Here is a 20,672-nt window from a genome sequence, read left to right on the forward strand (position 1 = left end):
CTACTGTTAGTCTGTTGGTAATAGTCAGTAGGGGTTTCGTAACGAGATACTTTGTAAAACATAGCCATCACAATGTAAGTCTGCTGCTTCAAACCCCAACTTTTCTAAACCTTGATAATGCTGCACGCTAGTTTCAACATTCAATAATCCTACAGTAGGTTCCATATCGTCAAAACGAGAAGATAGGAGACTCGACATAACGCATCCCGTTATATCCAGGGGATTGCTTTGCCGAGAATAACCTTGCCATAAATGTTTGTCTATGCTGTTCTCGATCGCTTCTGGTAGATAAATGACCGTTTCTATCGGCTGCGGTGCTTGCAGCATTCCTCCTTCAGTAAACAGAATATCTTTTTGCTCTTCAAAGCGCTTAATTGCTAGTGCTGACGAGAAGCAGTGAGGGCCAGAATCATCCACAATTAAAGTACCGGGCTTAAGCCGGTTGATGTCGAGGATATCTGGTACATTAGTAGCACCAATTATTAAACTTGCGTCATAGATTTCTGGTGGGAGTTCAGACGCAGATGGGGCAATCCGAATCTGACCTTGAAACCCATAAGCAGAGACTAATTCTTGTTCAATCTTTTCCAGAAACTCCCGTTTACTATAGACATCACAAAGGATAATTACTGTAGGATGCGGTAAGCTTCTTAACATCAGACGAAGGGTACTAATCCCCACCGAACCCAAACCGATGAAAGCGACTTTTTCCTGCTCTAAAGACCGGTGGCTGACCTGTAAAATTTTCTTAATGGTCAGAACAACAGTAGCGCAGGTGGTAGCGTGTCCTGTAGTAATTTTCGGTAAGTCATTGCGCCCCTCTATAGCTTTGACAATGGCACGACCGTAATCTGTTGCTGAGGGAATCAAACCTGTTAAGGAAACGGTTTTAGCACCGATTAGCCCTGCCATTTCCAAGGCTTCAACAGATAGTTGTACGAGTTTTTGTGAGTCTCTATATAGTCGGTCCTCGAAGATCGGAAGAATTAAGCACCCTATCCTCCCCCACTTAGTCTGCATAATACAATACCACATCGGCAGGTTATCAAACCAATTTTGAAGGATTTGATCGCGACTTAAACTGGTGTTTTTTAGGAATGAAATAGGAATATAACCCAGAGCAGCTGCGTCAACTGATGCCAGTTTACCTACAGCAAATAAGGATAGTAATGAGCGCTGTTCTAGCTGTATGAACTGAGGAGGTTTTGTTATTTGGTTTAACGATTTAGTTGTAGTTTTATCAAGTTGATTTTGGGAATTTTCTGGGTTCAAAGATGTATCTATACTGGCTAACTGATTAGACTTCTTGCCAAAGTATTTTTCTGATAGTGTTTCCGTCAATTCTTGTCCACTGTTCCCTGTTCCCTGTTCCCTGTTCCCTACTTCTGCAAGAAGTATATTGATAGCTGCAGCTAATTCTGCTATAGTCGGATGCTGAAATAGAAGCTTGACTGAAACGTTACGGTTTATCTCTTCCTCTAGCTTGGATACCAGAAATGCAGCTTGCAGGGAACTTCCTCCCAGTTCAAAGAAATTATCATTGATGCCCACCCTTTTTAATCCCAAGACTTCTGCCCAAATAGAGGCTAGAATTTTTTCCATAGGTGTCTGAGGTGCAACAAAATTATCTTCCCCTACCTGGGTGAAGCTATCTGGTGCGGGTAAAGCGCGACGGTTTACTTTACCATTCGGTGTCAGTGGCAGTGCTTCCATTAGCACAAAAGCACTCGGTATCATATAGTCGGGTAGTTTGGTCTTGAGGAAGTCCCTTAAGTTGCTAATGGCAAGTTCGACTTTGGGAACAACATAAGCTACGAGCCGTTTGTTACCAGGTCTGTCTTCTCGGTCAATGACTACCCCACAGAGGACATCGGGGTGTTGTGTTAGTACCGCTTCAATTTCTGAGAGTTCGATGCGGAAGCCACGAATTTTGACTTGGTGGTCGATGCGACCGAGAAATTCAATCGTTCCATCGGGTAAGTAACGGGCTAGATCACCAGTTTTGTAGAGGCGTGACCCCGATTCGTTGCTAAAGGGGTTGGGGATAAATTTTTGCTCGGTCAGGTCTGGGCGGTTGAGATAGCCTCGGGCTAACCCCACACCACCAATATGAAGTTCCCCTGGTACGCCAATGGGAACAGGTTGAAGATGTTTGTCGAGGATATAGATTTGCGTATTGGCAATCGGACGACCGATAGTTAGCTTCTGATTCCTGTCAGTAAATTCAGCAACAGTAGCACCGACTGTATACTCAGTAGGACCGTAGGCATTGAAGAATCTTCGCCCTTTTGACCATTTTTTAACCAACTCTTGAGGACAAGCCTCTCCCCCAACAATAATAGTCTGTAAAGTCGGTAAATCCTCACAGGGAAGTGTGGCTAATGCCGAGGGAACCAGAGAAATATGGGTAATAGAATGCTTTTGTAATAGCTTTTTCAAGTCAGAACCTAAGCGTGTTGATTCGGTCGGCACAAGGCACAATCGCGCCCCAGAACATAAAGCCATCACAATTTCCCATATTGACCCATCAAAACTGATGGAGAAAAACTGCAGAACCCGACTGGTCGTTCTCAGGTCAAACACTCGAATCTGCTCATTAGCTAAATTGCACAGTCCTTGGTGAGTAACCAGAACTCCTTTTGGTTTGGCTGTGGAACCGGAGGTGTAAATTACATAAGCCAAGTCCTTAGAGGTTACGCCACTGACTGGATTTTCTTCACTTTCAGTGGCATAGGACTTACGAAGTTGAGTTGGTTTTGCCCCCCTAACCCCCCAAATCTGGGGGGTACTACTCTCAAAGTCCCCCAAGTTTGGGGGATTTAGGGGGCAATGGGTAAGTTCTGTTGCCATGACTTCCCCATCTGAATCTAAACCAATCACAAGTCCTTGATATTCCGGTAGGATTGCTTTTAAATGACTCTGAGTCAGTAAAACAGAAACCCGGGAGTCGTCAAGCATATAGGCAATACGCTCAGTGGGATAAGTTGGGTCAATGGGAACATAAGCACCGCCAGCTTTCAGGATGCCTAACAATCCCACTACCATTTCCAAAGAACGGTTCAAAAACAATCCCACCATTGTATCGGGTTTAACCCCTAATTTTTGCAGATAATGGGCTAATTTATTGGCACGATTATTTAACTCCCGATAGGTTAATTGTTGGTTTTCAAACACCACCGCTACTGCTTGTGGTGTCTTTTCTACCTGTTCGTAAAATAATTGATGGATACACTTATCTTGAGGATAATCTCTATTGGTATCGTTCCATTCTACCAACAACTTATCATGGTCTTTTTTTGTTAAAATAGGTAAGTCAGATATGCGTTGATTGGGATTACTAACAATTCCCTTAAGCTCGGTAATCAAATGCCCCAGCATCCGCTCGATTGTAGGGGTATCAAACAGATCGGTTCTGTACTCGATCGCAACAACGATACCCTCTACTCGTTCTTCGACACTAAAGGTCAGGTCAACCTTGGAAATGCCAGGAGCCACTTCCCACTGGCTTACCGTCCAGGGCTGGTTTTCTTCCGTTAAAGGAGGCTCAAGGGCAAGCATGACCTGGAAAAGGGGATTTCGACTGACTTTGCGATCGGGATGAAGGGTGCTTACTACCTTCTCGAAGGGCAAATCTTGATGGGCGTAAGCGGACAAAATCACATTCCGAACTCGTTTTAATAGTTCTCGAAAACTAGGGTTACCACTGAGGTCGCTACGCAAAACTAAGGTGTTGAGAAAGTATCCAATTACTCCTTGTAACTCTGGTCGGTTACGTTGGGAGGTAACAGTACCAATGACAATATCTTCCTGTGCTGAATAGCGATAAAGTAGAACATTGATAGCTGCCGCTAGGGTCATAAATAAGGTGACCCCCTCTTTTCGACTAAAATTGTTGAGCTGTTCGCTTAACTCTGGTGAGAGTGTGTAACGCAGCAATGAACCGGCAAAGCTTGTTTTTGAGGTGGGGGGACGGTCGGTGGGAAGTTGTAACTGGGGTAAATTTTCCAGTTTTTTCTGCCAGTATGCGAGCTGATTCGAGATAATTTCTCCCTGTAACCACTGTCGCTGCCAAGCTGCAAAGTCCGCATATTGTATAGTTAACTCTGGCAGAGGTGAGGGTAAGCTTTGACAAAATGCTCTATAAATAGTTTCTAACTCCTTAAAAACTATGTAGCCCATAGATTCCCCGTCTACCAGAATATGATGTGCTGCCAAGTAGAGCCGATAGTCTGTGGAAGCAAGCTGAATTAGAGTAGCTCGCAGCAACGGTTTTTTGGTCAGGTCAAAGGGTTTGCGAAGCTGTTGGGTAGCAATTCGCAATGCTTCTGTTTCCCGTTCCGTCTCAGGAAAGTCTTGCAAATCGATGACGGGCAAGGTAAAAGCAGATGGCGGATGAATTTCCTGGATTGGCAGACCGTTGACTACTGGATAAGTGGTACGCAGAATTTCGTGACGGCGGATTAGTTCTGTCAAACTTGCTTCCAATGCCGGGATATCGATTGCTTCCCCTAAATCAATGGTAAAGGTTTCGTTGTAGAGCGGTGCTTCTGGAGCTAACTGGGTTATAAACCACAATTGTTCTTGGGCAAAGGATAAAGGAATGGTTTGCTTTCGTGAAATTGGTTCCAGGGGTGGCTGAGTCAAATGCGATCGCTCTGAGTCACCAACTTCTGTAACGACCTTGGCTAACTCTGCGACTGTGGGAAACTCAAATAAGGAATTCAGTGGTAATTCCACCATTAGGCGCGATCGCACTAGCCCGATAATTTTGATAGCTAATAGTGAATGTCCCCCTAATTCAATCAAGTTGTCGTGGACTCCGATGGGAGAAACACCGAGAACGTCTGACCAGATTTCGGCCAATTCCAGTTCCATGGAGTTGCGAGGGGCAACAAAACTGACCTCTCTTGCCAAACTGGAAGTATCGGGGGCAGGTAAAGCACGGCGATCAACCTTTCCATTGGGAGTCAGGGGCATTGCTTCCAAAAGAACAAAGGCCGAAGGCACCATATAGTCAGGGAGTTTACTCTTGAGGAAGTCCCTTACAGCAAGTTTCGCCCCCCTAGCCCCCCAATTTTGGGGGGAAATTGAGTTAAAGTCCCCCAGAATTGGGGGATTTAGGGGGCTTGCAGCTCTCGTTAGTGAGGTCAATTCATCTGAAAACGGCTGTAAGTTGCTAATGGTAAGTTCCACCTTGGGAACAACATAAGCAACGAGCTGTTTGTTACCAGGATTATCTTCTCGGACAATAACTACCACTTCTGCCACTTCGGGATGTTGGATCAGGGTTGCTTCAATTTCTCCGACTTCGATACGGAAACCGCGAATTTTAACCTGATTATCGATGCGTCCGAGAAACTCGATATTTCCATCAGGTTTGTAGCGGCCTAAGTCACCAGTTTTGTAGAGGCGTGACCCCGGTTGATTGCTAAAGGGGTTGGGGATAAATTTTTGTTCGGTCAGGTCTGGGCGGTTGAGATAACCTCTAGCTAATCCTGCCCCCCCGATATGGATTTCTCCTGGAAAACCAATGGGAACAGGTTGCAGGTGATTGTCTAAGATATAGATTTGTGTGTTGGCAATCGGACGACCAATGTGAGGTGAGACAAAATCCTGTTGGTCAGATGATGTAACTAGCCCAGAAGTGGTCACCACCGTATTCTCAGTTGGCCCGTAGTTGTTGACCAACTTAAACGGAATAGCATCCTTGGGATATTGAGACAGTTTATCTCCACCTGTCAGCAGAATTCGCAAAGCAATATTTTCTTGCCAATCCAGAGATAACAACTTTTCTGCTAGGGGCGTGGGGACAAACGTAATTGTTATTTGCTTTAACACCAGCCAATCCCGCAGCTTTTCTGGGTCGAGAATAGTCTCAGCTTTGACCAGATATATCGTGGCTCCCGCTGTTAGGTAAGGCCACAATTCCCAGACGGCTGCATCAAAAGCGGTTGCGGCTATCTGAGTGGAGCGGTCTGATGATGCGATCGCAAAATTGATTTGGTGCCAGAAAACTAAGTTGAGAAGTCCAGAGTGAGGAATCAAAACTCCTTTAGGTCTGCCCGTTGACCCCGAGGTGTAAATCACATAAGCTAAGTTGTGAGGTTTGGTTTGATTGACAGGGTTTTCTTGACTTTCTGAGCTGATAACATCCCAATCGGCATCCAACAAAACCACCTGGGCAAGACTTGAGGGGAGCTCTTCAACCAACTTAGATTCTGTTAACAACACTGATACTGATGAATCTTCCAGTATATAATTCAAGCGCTCTTGAGGATAAGCGGGGTCAATAGGAACATAAGCCCCACCTGCTTTGATAATCCCCAACCATCCCACCACCATCTCAATTGAACGCTCTACACAAATCCCCACCAAAATTTCTGGACCAACTCCCAAGGATTGTAAATAATGGGCTAATTGATTTGCCCGACAATTTAACTCTCGATATGTTAATTGTTGGTCTTCAAATACTACCGCTACTGCATCGGGATTCTTTTCTACCTGTTCTTCAAATAACTGATGAATACATTTATCTATGGGATAATCTGTTGCTGTATCATTCCATGCCACCAGTAGTTGATGACGCTCTTTTTCCGTCAATAATGGTAATTCGGTAACCCTAGGAAACGGGCAAGATGCCCATTCCACCTTTTCAGGAGTTGCAGCGCCTCTACAATATTCCCTTTCCCCAAGCTCTCCTGTGCTTTGCTTCTGTGTTTTATTCATTAACTCCTGTGCCCTTTATTTTATTTATAGACGTTGTTTATTTTAGGGTTTATACTGCCAACAATTGCTTCAAATTTTGACTAAAAAAAACTAAATTATAGTAATTATAGCTCTTTTATATATAAGATATAATATTCCTAAATAATGCCATCAATTTGCAACGCCTATTGATCAGGTTAGCAAGCTTTATATGTTTTGTAAAATTTACCAGTTTAAACCCATGGGTGTATCTCATATTTTAAAATGTTGCGTATTGTAACGGGCAAGATGCCCGTTCCACCAAGATGCCCATTCCACCAAGATGCCCGTTCCACCAAGATGCCCATTCCACCAAGATGCCCGTTCCACCAAGATGCCCGTTCCACCAAGATGCCCATTCCACCAAGATGCCCATTCCACCAAGATGCCCATTCCACCCACCGGGTGAAACAGCTTTAATGAGATTCACCCTCCATTACCCTTACACTCCTTTGCATGTCAAACTTACAAATACACCACTTTTCTTAATCTTTGGATTTTAGATGATGAGAGAAAAAATCTTGTGTACTTGATTACTATTAGAAACGCTATCTACTCTAGAAAAAATGGTTGGGGGTATTGAGTATTTGTAAGCGTTCGCGTAGCGTGGCCTACGGCCAATCCCATTTGTTTGATTGAAGCTTACCGGATTCCCAAAAATTATCAGCACCTCCTAATTTTTGTAATCCCTATCTTTTGCTAGGAGTTAAACTTTCAGAGCAGAGCGATTCCCTGGCAAATCCTTAAAAATTGCGCCTCGTTTAATTAGGTCACGCTTCATCGATTCATCAATTCCTAAGTTATCTTCGAATCGGGCTTTTTTAACTTCCGCATTATTGAGGTTGGCACGAATCAGGTTGGCATCCCTCAGGTTGGCACCCCTCAGGTCGGCACCACTCAATTCGGCACCCCTCAGGTCGGCACCCCTCAGGTCGGCACCCCTCAGGTCGGCACCACTCAATTCGGCACCCCTCAGGTCGGCACCACTCAATTCGGCACCCCTCAGGTCGGCACCACTCAATTCGGCACCCCTCAGGTTAGCATCAATCAGGTTGGCACGAATCAGGTAGGCACCAATCAGGTTGGCACCACGAATCAGGTAGGCACAAATCAATTGGGCACCACTGAGCTTGGCACTCTTCCAGAAAGTATCCCTCAGGTCAGCATTACTCAGGTCAGCATTACTCAGGTCTGCATTACTGAGGTTGGCACCCCTCAGGTAGGCACCCCTCAGGTCTGCATTACTCAGGTCTGCATCACTCAGGTTGACAAGCCTCAGGTTGACACCCCTCAGGTAGGCACCCCTCAGGTCGGCAAGATACAGGTAGGCACGATTCAGGTTGGCACGATTCAGGTTGGCATCAATCAGGTTGGCATAAATCAGGTTGGCACCCATCAGATTGGCATCACTGAGGTCGGCACCACTCAGATTGGCAACACTGAGGTTGGCACGACTGAGGTCTGCATCACTCAGGTCTGCATCACTCAGGTCTGCATAACTCAAGTATCGACCCACAGCTCCAAAGCTAGCAATCTCTTCCACTAGACGCCATTTTTGATCATCCTCTGACCTTTCCCTCAAAATTTCAATATCTTGAACAGGAAAACCGCTTAATTCTGTTACTTCTCCTGATTCTATCTGAGATACAAGCCGTTCGATATCCTCTGGAGACCCCTCTAGTCTTAATCGGATGCTGCCTGGTTTAATATCAATAATGTTTATACTGTCCCCTGAATACAATTGTAAAGTCCATTCAATAAATTTTGGATTTTGAACTAAATTTATATCTCCTTCTAAGACAATAGAAGCTTTAATTGTTTGACTTTGTTTATCGATTACAGTTACTTCTCGCCTAGGTGCTTGCCCTTGCTCCACCCCCTCCACTAGCTCTGAGCTACTGCTATTCTTTGTGGTTAGCAGCTCTGAGCGCTTTTCCTCTTCTATTCCCACTATTTCTCTCCAGTCTAGTTTTAGGGCATGGCATATTCGTTTAAAGGAATCTAGCTGAATTGGCTTTAAATTAAAAAACTTTGTTACTGTACTGCGACTTATAAATTGTGATTTTGCGAAGTTAGTTTTAGAGTTAAATCCTAGCCTGATTAAAGCTTTCTCTGCTTTCTCTATACCCTTTGACGAAGCGGTGATAGTTAGTTTTTTATTTTTTTTTCCTGGGCTACAATTTTTCATCGTCTGGCTAGTTTTTGATAACTATAGCAATAGCTGTAATCGTGTTTACCAATTCAAGATAGTAAGCGATGCAGCCCTAAATGACAAAACTAAATAATTCCCTGAGCCAAAGTTTCCTATTCCCTGCCGCCAGAGCCATAACCTTTAGCGCAATCACAATTGAGTCACAAGGCAATCATACAGAAATCAAAAGAGATTAGCAACTGACCCATTGGACAGTCAAGGGTTCGGTTTTTGTGAGTAACCATTAAAAGTAGCAGTCAAGCGTACCAGTTACAAGAAAAACCTATGGGTCATAAAACTCTGACAATCAAAGAAATGGTTCAAGCTGCTATTATATCGATATTACTTGGGGGGTCACTTACCCTAGCGGTAATTGATGAACAATACCGCCCCACGTTTATGGATATGGCAAAAATAGGACTTGGAGGCTATTTGGGACTGTCACTGCCTAAATCTAAAGGTAAATAAAACTAGGGAGTGTCTTCAAACTCGGAGATCCCCCTAAATCCCCCTTAAAAAAGGGGGACTTTGAGTATGGCTCCCCCCTTTTTTTAAGGGGGGCTGGGGGGGATCATAATCATGCGACAAACTTTGAAAACACGCCCTAGGCGTTGCTGAATTTAGGAATGAATAAGAGTAGAGTGGGCATCCTGCCCGCTCGAAAATAAGCATGAAACTGGCAAGATGCCAGTTCCACCCAAGATGCCCATTCCACGGCAAGATGCCCATTCCAGAAAACTCTGAAAATCATTCCATTATTAAGCAACGCCATAAGAAACGCTATAATTATACCTCTTGCTTGAATTATTGGATTTTTGATGAATTCTGAACAAATCTCTATCCAACAGATCAGCACAGAGTATATTGCTATAGATCCTGACTTTTGTGGTGGGAAACCTCGCATTATTGGCACTAGAATGCCTGTCGCAACTATTGCCAAAATGTATTTGGAGATGGGAGAATCGTTAGAAGAAATTGCCTCTGAATATCATTTATCTAAGGCAGCGGTTTATGCGGCAATGGCCTATTATTACGATCATCGGGAAGAAATTGACCGCCATACCGCAGAAAGTGCAGCGTTTGTGGAACAAATGAAGCGCAATAGTCCCCCTTCTCCTTTAGAGTCACGATTGAGGGCTATTCGGGGTGAGTAGTCGGATGTATGACGTATATACTCCAGAGGACATGGTTGGGGGTATTGAGTATTTGTAAGCGATCGCATAAGCGCGGAAGCTGAGGCCGTAGGCCAATCGCGTTTTTTGGTTGATGCGATCGCGTAGCGTGGCCTACGGCCAATCGCATTTTTTTGCGGGAATCCCTATCTTTCACTAGGAGTAACACTTTCCGAGTTATCCCCTGGCACATCCTCAAACATTGCACCTCGTTTGATTAAGTCATCCTTGATCGATTCATCAAGTCCTGGGTTATCTCCGAATTGGGTATTGTCCACGATAGCAGGACTCAGCTTAGCATCAGTGAGGTCAGCACTCTTTAGATTGGCATCACTGAGGTCGGTACTACTGAAGTTGGCATGATTCAAATTGGCACCTTTCAGGTCAGCACTACTGAGGTCGGCACTACTGAGGTTAGCATTAGTAAGGCAGGCACCAATAAGGCTAGCATCACTCAGGTCAGCACTATACAGGTTGGCATTGATGAGGCAGGCATCACTGAGGTTGGCACCACTGAGGTCACGACTACTGAGGTCAGCATCACTAAGGTTGGCACCATTGAGGTTAGAACCACTGAAGTCAGCACCAATGAAGTTGGTACCCTTGAAGTAGGCACCACTGAGGTCAGCACCACTGAGGTCGCTACTATTGAGGTTGGCACGACTGAGGTTGGCACGACTGAGGTTGGCACCGCTCAGGTCAGCACTACTGAGTAAGGCATCAGTGAGGTCGGCACCACTGAGGTTAGTACCCCTTAGGTTGATAAAATAATTTCTGGAGTTAGTCAGCTTGGCACCCCTAAGCTTGGCATCAGTGAGGTCGGCATCACTGAGGTTAGTACCCCTGAGCTCAGCACCTTTCAGGTCAGCACCCTTCAAGTGGGCACCCCTGAGGTTGGCAAGACTCAGGTCAGCACCCTTCAAGTGGGCACCCTTGAGGTTGGCACGCCTGAGGTCCGTAGCATAAAGTTTAGCACCCTTGAGGTTGGCACCACTCAGGTTGGCATCACTGAGCTTAGCATGATCATTGAGGTAGGCACCCTTGAGGTTAGCATCACTGAGGTTAGCACCCCTGAGGTTGACACTATTGAGATTGGTACCCTTGAAGTAGGCACCACTGAGGTTAGCACCACTGAGGTCCGCACCACTGAGGTCAACACCACTGAGGTCCGCACCACTGAGGTCCGCATCACTCAGGTCAACACCCTTCAACTTTCGACGCAGAGTTCCACAGCTAGCAATCTCTTCGACTAGACGCCATTTAGGATCAAGCTCATTATTTTGATCATCCTCTGAGGTTTTATTCAAAATTTGAATATCTTGAACAGGAAAACCGCTTAATTCTGTTACTTCTCCTGATTTGATCTGGGATACAAGCCGTTCGATATCCTGTTTAGAACCTTCTAGGATTAATTGGATACTGTCTCGTTTAATATCACTAATTTTGATAGTCTCTCCTGAAGAGTTTTGTAAACTAGATTCAATCCGTTTTAAAAGTTCAGCTGAATCTATATCCCCTGTTAAGACGATAGAAGCGTTAATGGTTTCAGGTTGTCTATCGATTACAGTTACTTCCACCAGCTCTGAGCTACTCCTATCAGTAGAATGGGCATCCTGCCCGTTTGTGCTTACTGCTTCCGAATCCTGCCCGTTTGTGCTTACTGCTTCCGATGGATTTTCCTCTGCTATTCCCGCAATTTCTATCCATTTTAATTTCAGTGCCTGACATATCCGTTTAAACGAATCCAGCTGAATTGGTTTAAAATTAAAAAACTTCGTCACTATACTGTCACTTAGACCTTGGGATTTTGCCAAATTACTTTCAGACTCAAAATCTAGCTTGGTCAACGCTGCTTTGGCTTTATCTACACCATTTGACGAAGCCGTTATAGTTAGTGTTTTATAGGGGTTTTCTTGGCTCAAATCTGTCATAATAGGGAACAGGGAACAGGGAACAGGGAACAGGGAATAGGGAAGAGGCAAGAGGCAAGAGGCAAGAGGCAAGAGGCAAGAGGCAAGAGGCAAAAGGCAAGAGGTAAAAAATCCTGTGTACCTGATTAGGCTAGAAAGCGAGTAATATCAAGTCCGGTTAAATACCCATAATTAAGGGAAGTGTGGGGAGATGGTGGATATTTTTATTAAGGGTAATTATCCTGACATGATATAAAGCTATGGGAGGAGTTTTTGGTGTTATGATAAAGCCATGCAGCACCCATTCCCTTTTTTCTATTATCTTGGCGCAGCGCTATAAGATTTAGCCCTAGTGAAAATACGGAATAATACAATTCTAAAAAAAAAAAAAAGAGTAGCAACAAACCCCTTTGACAGTCAAGAGTTATGGTTATTTCGGTAATAATTAAACGTAGCAGTAAAGCTTAAAAATAGTTACCGAAAAAACTAATTAAGTAAACAATATTTTTTACCACTATCCCTACTCCCTACTCCCTACTCCCTACTCCCTACTCCCTACTCCCTACTCCCTACTCCCTACTCCCTACTCCCTACTCCCTACTCCCTACTCCCTACTCCCTACTCCCTAAAACCAACCTTGTGATCCGGAGCGAAAGGTAGCGATCGCTCCATAATCAAAACAGCTTGCATCTTGGTTGGTAGATTCGGTAAAATCCGAAAATCTACCTAAACATTAGCCAAGACTTACTAATTCCACATTAGCCACTTCTGAGCATTTAGCCGTTGTATAGTGTAATGAACCATTAGATCAAGAGTCACTTTCCGTTCATCAATCATAAAAGACTCGATTGTACTAGGGTTAACACCATTAGCCGACGCAGAGAAAGCCTTTTGTTTTTTAATATCTTCGTCTAGGAAATAAAGGTTAAATTGACGTTGCCCATTTTGCCAACTTCCCATTACTTGCCAACAGTCATCCATTTGACTCAAACTCGGAATCGGAATTTTCTGTTTAGCAAAAGTCACATCTACATCATCAATACCTTGTTTGGCAAAAGCACTCTTAAGGGCTGGCAAATAATGTTGTTCCACAAATTCAGTAAAGGGTTTATTTTCAATTGCTGGTGGTTTTGCTTTTTTAGCTTTTGCCCCAGTAGCAGCAGGCTTTTTAGCAGCAGGTTTGTCTTCTGATTTAGCCGCAGGCTTTTTAGCAGCAGGGGCTTTAGCCGCCGGTTTGTCTTCTGATTTTTCCCCAGGCGGTTGGTCTACGATCGCAGCAGGTTTCGGTTCAGTTATTTCCACCGGCGGTTGGTCTACTACAGCAGCAGGCTGCTCTGGTGATGGTGTAGCTGGTTTCGGTTCAGTTATTTCCACCGGCGGTTGGTCTACTACAGCAGCAGGCTGGTCTTCTGATGGTGTAGGAGGTTTCGGTTCAGTTATTTCCACCGGCGGTTGGTCTACTACAGCAGCAGGCTGGTCTTCTGATGGTGTAGCAGGTATTGGTTCAGTTATTTCCACCGGCGGTTGGTCTACTACAGCAGCAGGCTGGTCTTCTGATGGTGTAGCTGGTTTCGGTTCAGTTATTTCCACCGGCGGTTGGTCTACTACAGCAGCAGGCTGGTCTTCTGATGGTGTAGCTGGTTTCGGTTCAGTTATTTCCACCGGCGGTTGGTCTACTACAGCAGCAGGCTGGTCTTCTGATTTAGCAACAGGCTGGTCTTCTGATGGTGTAGCAGGTATTGGTTCAGTTATTTCCACCGGCGGTTGGTCTACTACAGCAGCAGGCTGGTCTTCTGATTTAGCAACAGGCTGGTCTTCTGATGGTGTAGCAGGTATTGGTTCAGTTATTTCCACCGGCGGTTGGTCTACTACAGCAGCAGGCTGGTCTTCTGATGGTGTAGCAGGTATTGGTTCAGTTATTTCCACCGGCGGTTGGTCTACTACAGCAGCAGGCTGCTCTTCTGATTTAGCAGCAGGCTGGTCTTCTGATGGTGTAGCAGGTTTCGGTTCAGTTATTTCCACCGGCGGTTGGTCTACTACAGCAGCAGGCTGCTCTTCTGATTTAGCAACAGGCTGGTCTTCTGATGGTGTAGCAGGTTTCGGTTCAGTTATTTCCACCGGCGGTTGGTCTACTACAGCAGCAGGCTGGTCTTCTGATTTAGCAACAGGCTGGTCTTCTGATGGAGCCGCAGGTATTGGTTCAGTTATTTCCACCGGCGGTTGGTCTACTACAGCAGCAGGCTGATCTTCTGATTGAGCAGCAGGTTTCTCTGCTGATGTATCAGAAGGAGTATTTGCTTCCTCAGGGTTAGGCAAGGGTAGGGTTTCTTCCGCCATAGCTTATGTAAGTCGTTATCTTTAGTCTGGATAATCCTATCTTACTGGGCAAGGGCTAGACAGATGGGATACTCTTAAACCGTAATTAATTGGGATAAACCCGGTACCACGGGTCAAGGTGCATTTTATTGTTGCCCGAGTGAGGAGTGGTTATACAGCAATTGGAGTCAAGCCTTCCACTCATCTATCTGGGCGCTCCTTGCATCCCGGCAAGGAGTTCCTTGAAAGCCCGAGTTTTTGTATGCTTACAGTCAAGCCATCCAAGCTCAACCGCATCAGCTAAACTCAGTCCCATACCTCTCAAGAAACGCGCGGTACGGCGCAACAACACTGCTTGAACCTCAGTTTTATTCATGTACCGGGTAATTTCGAAGTCTATACCCCGAGCAAGGATGTTTTTGGCAGCATTGTGGTCAGCCTGCAACACGACCCCATCAAATCTGGTAAAACTGTCCCCGCTCCTTTTCCCTAATAGGGTTCCAGTTACGGAGTCAATTTGCGACGTGTAGCTAGGCTGGACTTCTTTTACAACTGAGCCAGTCCAGTTCGCCCATTTTTCTAGAGAGTCCCGCATTTCTCCTTTCATCCAGCTATTAAGCTTGCGAGACATGGCTTTGGATTGGCGTTTATTTTTTATTGGTTGTGTTAAATCCTCAGAAAAAACTAAAAGTGATTCTCCGTCAAAAAGAGATTTAGAGGCAGCACCTATAATCGCTGTGATCTCTGATTGATTTTTTCTATATCGGCGATTTTCTGTTTTTCTGCTTAAATTGTTTTTGAGTATCCGAGCCGATTTAACTGGATCGGTTTTTTCTAATTTCCTATGTATTGCCCAAAGTTTTCCTCTGTTCCTATTTTTTGTGCATATTCGATTAGATTTTTTGGTGGCTAGTTTTCCCAGGTTTTGACCATGAGCTTGGCCTTCTGAATCGTAAAAAGCCTCGGTGTATCCTTTGTCTATCCCAATCGCCCGACGTTCATAAGAAATCTCTACTTTCCCGTGATCGACTAGAAAATGAATCTCGAATCTTTGTAGTAGGTTGTTGTAGATTAACCGGATCTGTCCTTTGATTTTTCGGTTAGATTTGACAATAATCCTGTTTCTTTTTCCTCTTTTTAGGCCAGCTAGCTCTAGTTGATAAGTATGGCGAGACAGCCTTTTACATGAATACCCCCCTTGCTGGTAGACTATTTGATTGTTAACCCAAGAACGACCCCGTTGAAACTCCTTTCTGACAAGCCTGTGTAGTAACGGGTTGTCCAGAAAAGCCAAAGTCTTGAGTTGTTTGCACAGCTCCTTTCTTGCCCTCTGGTTTTTCTTCCCAGGAAACCTCTTATAGAGCTTTTTTGTGATTGCATCAGTACAGGCCGCTTGTTGAGCTGTAATGGCTTTGGCGACATCGCTGACAGTCCATTCCATTAATTTGGAAGGCAACCCTAAGGACTCGGGCTTTCTGAAAGTTCTGACTTCTGGATAGGATTTTTTCCAATCAAGTCCCCAATGACTGATGCTACCTAGCTTGTTGTAAGACTCAGACCTGACGATGCCTAGTTTTTTCATTACCTGCAACAGCTCAGTCTCAACCGACTTAGTCATCCCCACAACGGGGACAACCTGAGTCGATATCTTCTTTGCTGCTCCTACTTGTTTTGGCATTATCAACAACCTGAATCTATACTGCCAGTATAATATAGCGCTATATAAATGTCAATGCCCGTTTTGTCCCATTAGATCCCCATTTATCCGAATTTTTTGGGACTTAACTGCAAGGCCTATGGCCACGCTACGCGAACGCATTTGTCAGTAGCTTTAGTATAGCGCTTTCTAACCTAATGAGGTACACAGGATTTTTTCCCTCTTGCCCGCCCCCCTTACGCGCGGGGGGTTAGGGGGGATTCCTCTTGCCTATTGGCCGCCCCCCTTACGCGCGGGGGGTTAGGGGGGATTCCTCTTGCCTATTGCCTCTTGCCTGTTCCCTACTCCCTACTCCCTACTCCCTACTCCCTATAGCTAGCTTTTTTCTCTTAACAGAGTAATTAACGGCTAACACCTGATCGGCCAGAGGATGGCAAACCTGAGGGAATTATACTAAAGTATATGAGGACTGAAAATTAATCCTAAAAAAATTAATTATCAGATTTAATAGCATCTCAATAATGTAAGCATTCAGCCATCAGCCTTCAGCCGTCAGCTTTGTGGCACAGGCTTCGACGCTGGGAGGTGACTTTACTCAGATTAAACCAATGCTTACCTGTTTTCTTCAAAAGCACCTCAAGTAGCGTGCCCGTAAGGCATTAGCTGATAGCTGATAGCTGATAGCTGATAGCTGATAGCTGATAGCTGATAGCTGATAGCTGATAGCTGAATACTCACTCAATAATGCTATAGCATTAATTGTATTATCAATATTATTTGAATTTAGGGTGTTTGAAAATTGTTGATAATCCCCGTTGGAGCCAGGGTAAATCTACTAAACCGAAAAACGAATCATAAACAACTAACAAGAAAAAACTAACAACTAATCTATATGGTCTGGTCAGAGCAACAGCTGTTACATGGTGGTAAATACAAGATCGAGAAAATTCTTGGACGTGGAGCTTTTGGAATTACCTACAAAGCAGTTCATCAGTTACTTAATCAAGATGTTGTAATTAAAACACCACACGAAAGCCTGAGATTGGCTCCAGACTACCCCAACTATGGAGAACAATTTATCAAGCAAGGACAACTGCTGGCTCAACTGTCTGGTGACCTTGAATCCCTGGTGCGGGTCAGAGACTTGTTTCAAGAAGGAGATACCTACTGCCTAGTGATGGATTTTATATCCGGGGAAAGTTTGTGGAAGTTGGTACAACGCACAGGACCATTACCTGAAACTGATGCAGTAGAGTACATCACTGAAATTGGGTCAGCGTTGAATCTAATCCATGGAGTAGGGCTGGTGCATTTAGATATCAGCCCTCATAATATCGTGGTCAGTAACAGTGGCAAACCGGTATTGATTGACTTTGGCATTCCTGGGGATATACTCCGAGATAGTAATGTATCGAGCCATATTGACAATAAACCATTTCGACCCTACGAGCTATACTACCAAGGCAGTCGTCACGCCACGGTAGATGTCTACTCTCTAGCGGCTTCGATGTACCATGCCGTAACTGGGCTAAATCCTACCGAGTCAATTTACCGCAAGTATGACGGTGAAGAGCTGGTGCCACCAAACCAACTGGTTCCTAGTATTAGCGATCGCTTAAATCAAGTAATTCTCCAAGGCATGGCCTTAGAGCCAAAAGACCGTCCTCAGTCAGTGCACGAATGGTTACAGCCCTTGACTGAAGACGATTATTTCATCTCTTTGAGTGAAGTTGATGACCTTAGTTCTGATGTAGGAGTAGATTACCGCCCATTACGGGATTTACTAATCCATAGAAAGTGGCAAGAGGCAGATCAAGAAACTCTCGCTCTTATGCTCAAAGCAGCAGGACGAGAACAAGAAGGCTGGCTTGACATCCCAGATATCAACACCTTTCCTTGTACAGACCTCTATACTCTCAACACCCTCTGGGTAAAGTACAGCAATGGGCGCTTTGGCTTTAGTGTACAGAAGCGAATCTGGCAGAGCATCGTCACCGAGAGTGTGCAGGTAACTCCTGGTGCCGATTATGACTATGAAACTTACTGTCGCTTTGGCGATCAACTCGGATGGCACACCAACGAAAAGTGGCTAGATTACGTTGACCTGCCCTTCACCCTCAATGCTCCCCAAGGGCATCTACCAGTCAGCTATGTCGGATTCTTTTCCGGTTGGGCATACTTTGCCTTTTTCATGGGTGGCGTATCTCTCTTCTCTCGCCTTGATATATGTAGTATTTAGCGGTTTTTCTAGCGGTTTGTAATTTGGTGAGGTACTTTCGTTCTGGATTTTAGGGAACAGGGAACAGGGAGTAGGGAGTAGGGAGTAGGGAGTAGGGAGTAGGGAACAGCGGATCTGGGAATAGGGAACAGAGAACAGGGAAAAAATACTGTGTACCTCATTATGCTAAAAACCGCTATATAACCGCTATATAGAGCAGTTATAAACCAATTTATAGCTGCTCTATATAACTATTATTTGATTGATTTTACCTAAAAAAACACATAAAAATTAATTATTATTACTGCTGAATTATGCTCGAATTTGGCAGCATGTAAGTTTTGTTAATCTCTGATTAATATCCCCCTAAATACCCCTTAATAAGGGGGACTTTTTAATCTAATTACCCCCTTTTTTTTCCTACTCCCTACTCCCTACTCCCTACTCCCTATTCCCTATTCCCTACTCCCTACTCCCTACTCCCTACTCCCTACTCCCTACTCCCATTAACTCAAGACGAAAATCCCTCAGATTATTGTATGATTTCAATACAGTAAAAAGCATTAGCCATAATGACTATCGGGATTTGGGTACTAGGGGATCAACTTTGGACTGAACAATCAGCCCTACACAGTTGTCAACAAAACCATCAAAATACGCCAGTAATTCTGATTGAATCCCTAAGCTACGTCCAACAAAGACGTTACCACCGCCAAAAACTCGTATTCATTTGGTCAGCCATGCGCCACTTTGCTGAGGAATTACGCCAGCAAGGTTGGCCAGTCAGCTATAAAACAGCAGACGACTTTGAAACGCCCCTCCAAGCCTGGGTCACCAAAAATACTATTACCGAACTACGGGTAATGACGCCCAATGACCGACCCTTTGCCCAAATGATTGGCAACCTAAAACTCAATTGCCAAATTACCTTTATTCCCAACAATCATTTTCTGTGGAGCGAGTCTGATTTTAAAACCTGGGCGAAATCTCAAAAACGTCTGATTATGGAAAACTTCTATCGGGTGGGGCGCAAGCGATTTAATAGTTTGATGGCAGGAAATCAGCCAATTGGTGGGAAATGGAATTTCGATAAACAAAATCGTAAACCCCCAAAACGCAATCTAAATCCACCAGACGCCCTTTGGTTTGAACCCGACCCAATCACCCAAGAGGTGATCAACTCCGTTAATGCTCAAAATCCCACCTACGGAAAAACCGAACCATTCCGTTGGGCGGTCAATCGCCATCAAGCTCTTCAAGTATTAGACTTTTTCATTCACCATCGCCTTCCCAATTTTGGTCCCTATCAAGATGCCATGGTCACCAACGAAGATACCATGTGGCACTCCCTAATTTCCCCTTACCTCAATATCGGCTTACTCCAACCTGAAGAAGTAATTAAAGCAGTCGAGAACGCTTATCACCAAAACCAACTCGACTTAAGCAGCACAGAAGGATTTATTCGTCAAGTCCTGGGTTGGCGGGAATATATGCACGGCATTTATATCTATATGAACCCTGACTACTCCCAAAGCAATTGGTTCAACCACACCCAGCCCCTACCTGACTTTTACTGGCATGCCGAGAAAACAGACATGAACTGTTTACTCCAAATTTTGAGTCAGGTTGAACGCACCGGTTACGCCCATCACATTCAGCGACTGATGGTGTTGAGCAATTTTGCTCTAATTGTTGGAGTTTCCCCTCAATCAATAGAAGAATGGTTTCATGGAGCCTTTATTGATGCCTATGATTGGGTGATGCAAACCAATGTCATTGGCATGGGTCAATTTGCCGATGGCGGCATCCTAGCATCCAAACCTTACGCTGCATCAGCTAATTACATCAATAAAATGAGCGACTACTGCAGCAGTTGTGCTTACAATCCTCGGAAACGTACTGGGGAGGGAGCCTGTCCCTTTAATTTCCTCTACTGGGATTTTCTCTGCCGCCACCGTGACCAACTCAAGGCTCAAGGCCGCATGAGTTTAGTCTTGTCTCACATCGACAGAATCTCTGATCAAGACATACAACAAATTCGTGAAGAAGCTCTCAGGTGGCGTAGCGACAATATACCCGAACATACCACATAATTATGTTATAAGCAATTAGTCAGTGGTTATATTTTTTTTCATTGTTTTTTCCTTAAGGAGTCAATTAAATAGTTAGCTAAATTTAGTTAACTAGTTTTAGTTCACTAATATATCAGGTGTCACAATCCACAGTTGCCCCATCTGTTGTCACCAGTTTTCCACCGAAGCGCGAAACTGTAAGAATTCTTATCGTTTGTCCCAACTTTCCCCCACAGATTCCCCACTGTTTCCACACAGAGCTTCAACCTTTTCCACAGTTTTCCCATAGTTTTCCACAAGCCTCAACGGTGGCATTAGGTATTCCAGTTTTACTGGGGATTTTCCCGACTTAGTATTCCGCAGCAGTTAAGACCGCAGTTTCTGTAAAGTTA

General features: G+C 44.5%; 16 protein-coding genes. 6 read left to right on the forward strand and 10 right to left on the reverse strand.

The window, feature by feature from the left end:
• Nucleotides 1-24 precede the first annotated feature (24 nt).
• The 3 genes from F6J90_RS09170 to F6J90_RS09180 form a co-directional block, all read right to left on the reverse strand.
• A complete protein-coding gene (locus tag F6J90_RS09170; protein ID WP_293092302.1) occupies nt 25-6,726 on the reverse strand; it encodes a non-ribosomal peptide synthetase in 6,702 nt (2,233 codons plus the stop codon).
• 238 nt (nt 6,727-6,964) lie between these two features.
• Entirely contained in the window at nt 6,965-7,174 is a 210-nt protein-coding gene (locus F6J90_RS09175; RefSeq protein ID WP_293092304.1) for a hypothetical protein, read from the reverse strand.
• A gap of 276 nt (nt 7,175-7,450) precedes the next feature.
• The gene (locus tag F6J90_RS09180; protein ID WP_293092306.1) at nt 7,451-8,932 is read right to left on the reverse strand and encodes a pentapeptide repeat-containing protein; all 1,482 of its coding nucleotides are present in this window, start codon (nt 8,930-8,932) and stop codon (nt 7,451-7,453) included.
• A 288-nt stretch (nt 8,933-9,220) separates the two neighbouring features.
• Here F6J90_RS09180 and F6J90_RS09185 point away from each other — a divergent pair, with 288 nt between their 5' ends.
• Entirely contained in the window at nt 9,221-9,403 is a 183-nt protein-coding gene (locus F6J90_RS09185) for a hypothetical protein (protein WP_293092308.1), read from the forward strand.
• A 136-nt stretch (nt 9,404-9,539) separates the two neighbouring features.
• Here F6J90_RS09185 and F6J90_RS09190 read toward each other — a convergent pair whose 3' ends face one another.
• Nucleotides 9,540-9,686: a hypothetical protein gene (locus F6J90_RS09190; RefSeq protein WP_293092310.1), complete on the reverse strand. Its 147-nt coding sequence runs from the start codon at nt 9,684-9,686 to the stop codon at nt 9,540-9,542.
• A 67-nt stretch (nt 9,687-9,753) separates the two neighbouring features.
• On the opposite strand from F6J90_RS09190, the gene F6J90_RS09195 reads away from it, so the two are divergent.
• On the forward strand, nt 9,754-10,089 hold the full coding sequence (locus F6J90_RS09195) for a DUF433 domain-containing protein (RefSeq protein ID WP_293092312.1): 336 nt from the start codon (nt 9,754-9,756) through the stop codon (nt 10,087-10,089).
• Here F6J90_RS09195 and F6J90_RS09200 read toward each other — a convergent pair.
• The 5 genes from F6J90_RS09200 to F6J90_RS09220 form a co-directional block, all read right to left on the reverse strand.
• Nucleotides 10,073-10,237, reverse strand: a complete 165-nt coding sequence (locus F6J90_RS09200; protein WP_293092314.1) for a hypothetical protein — start codon at nt 10,235-10,237, stop codon at nt 10,073-10,075. The genes F6J90_RS09195 and F6J90_RS09200 overlap by 17 nt on opposite strands.
• A 16-nt stretch (nt 10,238-10,253) precedes the next feature.
• The gene (locus F6J90_RS09205) at nt 10,254-12,038 is read right to left on the reverse strand and encodes a pentapeptide repeat-containing protein (RefSeq protein WP_293094784.1); all 1,785 of its coding nucleotides are present in this window, start codon (nt 12,036-12,038) and stop codon (nt 10,254-10,256) included.
• A complete protein-coding gene (locus F6J90_RS09210) occupies nt 12,007-12,138 on the reverse strand; it encodes a hypothetical protein (RefSeq protein ID WP_293092316.1) in 132 nt (43 codons plus the stop codon). The genes F6J90_RS09205 and F6J90_RS09210 overlap by 32 nt, the downstream gene beginning before the upstream one ends.
• A gap of 626 nt (nt 12,139-12,764) precedes the next feature.
• Complete coding sequence (locus F6J90_RS09215; protein ID WP_293092318.1) at nt 12,765-14,354, reverse strand: DUF2996 domain-containing protein; 1,590 nt, start codon at nt 14,352-14,354, stop codon at nt 12,765-12,767.
• A gap of 184 nt (nt 14,355-14,538) precedes the next feature.
• A complete protein-coding gene (locus F6J90_RS09220) occupies nt 14,539-16,011 on the reverse strand; it encodes a transposase (RefSeq protein WP_293092319.1) in 1,473 nt (490 codons plus the stop codon).
• 245 nt (nt 16,012-16,256) lie between these two features.
• On the opposite strand from F6J90_RS09220, the gene F6J90_RS09225 reads away from it, so the two are divergent.
• Both F6J90_RS09225 and F6J90_RS09230 read left to right on the forward strand, forming a co-directional pair.
• Complete coding sequence (locus tag F6J90_RS09225; RefSeq protein WP_293092320.1) at nt 16,257-16,391, forward strand: hypothetical protein; 135 nt, start codon at nt 16,257-16,259, stop codon at nt 16,389-16,391.
• 491 nt (nt 16,392-16,882) lie between these two features.
• Nucleotides 16,883-18,229 carry a serine/threonine-protein kinase gene (locus F6J90_RS09230; RefSeq protein WP_293092321.1) on the forward strand — a complete coding sequence of 449 codons (1,347 nt, stop codon included), beginning with the start codon at nt 16,883-16,885 and terminating at the stop codon, nt 18,227-18,229.
• Between the two features lie 8 nt (nt 18,230-18,237).
• Here F6J90_RS09230 and F6J90_RS09235 read toward each other — a convergent pair whose 3' ends face one another.
• Nucleotides 18,238-18,390: a hypothetical protein gene (locus F6J90_RS09235; protein WP_293092322.1), complete on the reverse strand. Its 153-nt coding sequence runs from the start codon at nt 18,388-18,390 to the stop codon at nt 18,238-18,240.
• Between the two features lie 390 nt (nt 18,391-18,780).
• On the opposite strand from F6J90_RS09235, the gene F6J90_RS09240 reads away from it, so the two are divergent.
• Both F6J90_RS09240 and F6J90_RS09245 read left to right on the forward strand, forming a co-directional pair.
• Nucleotides 18,781-20,301 carry a cryptochrome/photolyase family protein gene (locus F6J90_RS09240; RefSeq protein ID WP_293092323.1) on the forward strand — a complete coding sequence of 507 codons (1,521 nt, stop codon included), beginning with the start codon at nt 18,781-18,783 and terminating at the stop codon, nt 20,299-20,301.
• A gap of 116 nt (nt 20,302-20,417) precedes the next feature.
• Entirely contained in the window at nt 20,418-20,633 is a 216-nt protein-coding gene (locus F6J90_RS09245) for a hypothetical protein (protein WP_293092325.1), read from the forward strand.
• Nucleotides 20,634-20,672 lie beyond the last annotated feature (39 nt).

The organism is Moorena sp. SIOASIH (genome assembly GCF_010671925.1).
Lineage (GTDB): Bacteria > Cyanobacteriota > Cyanobacteriia > Cyanobacteriales > Coleofasciculaceae > Moorena.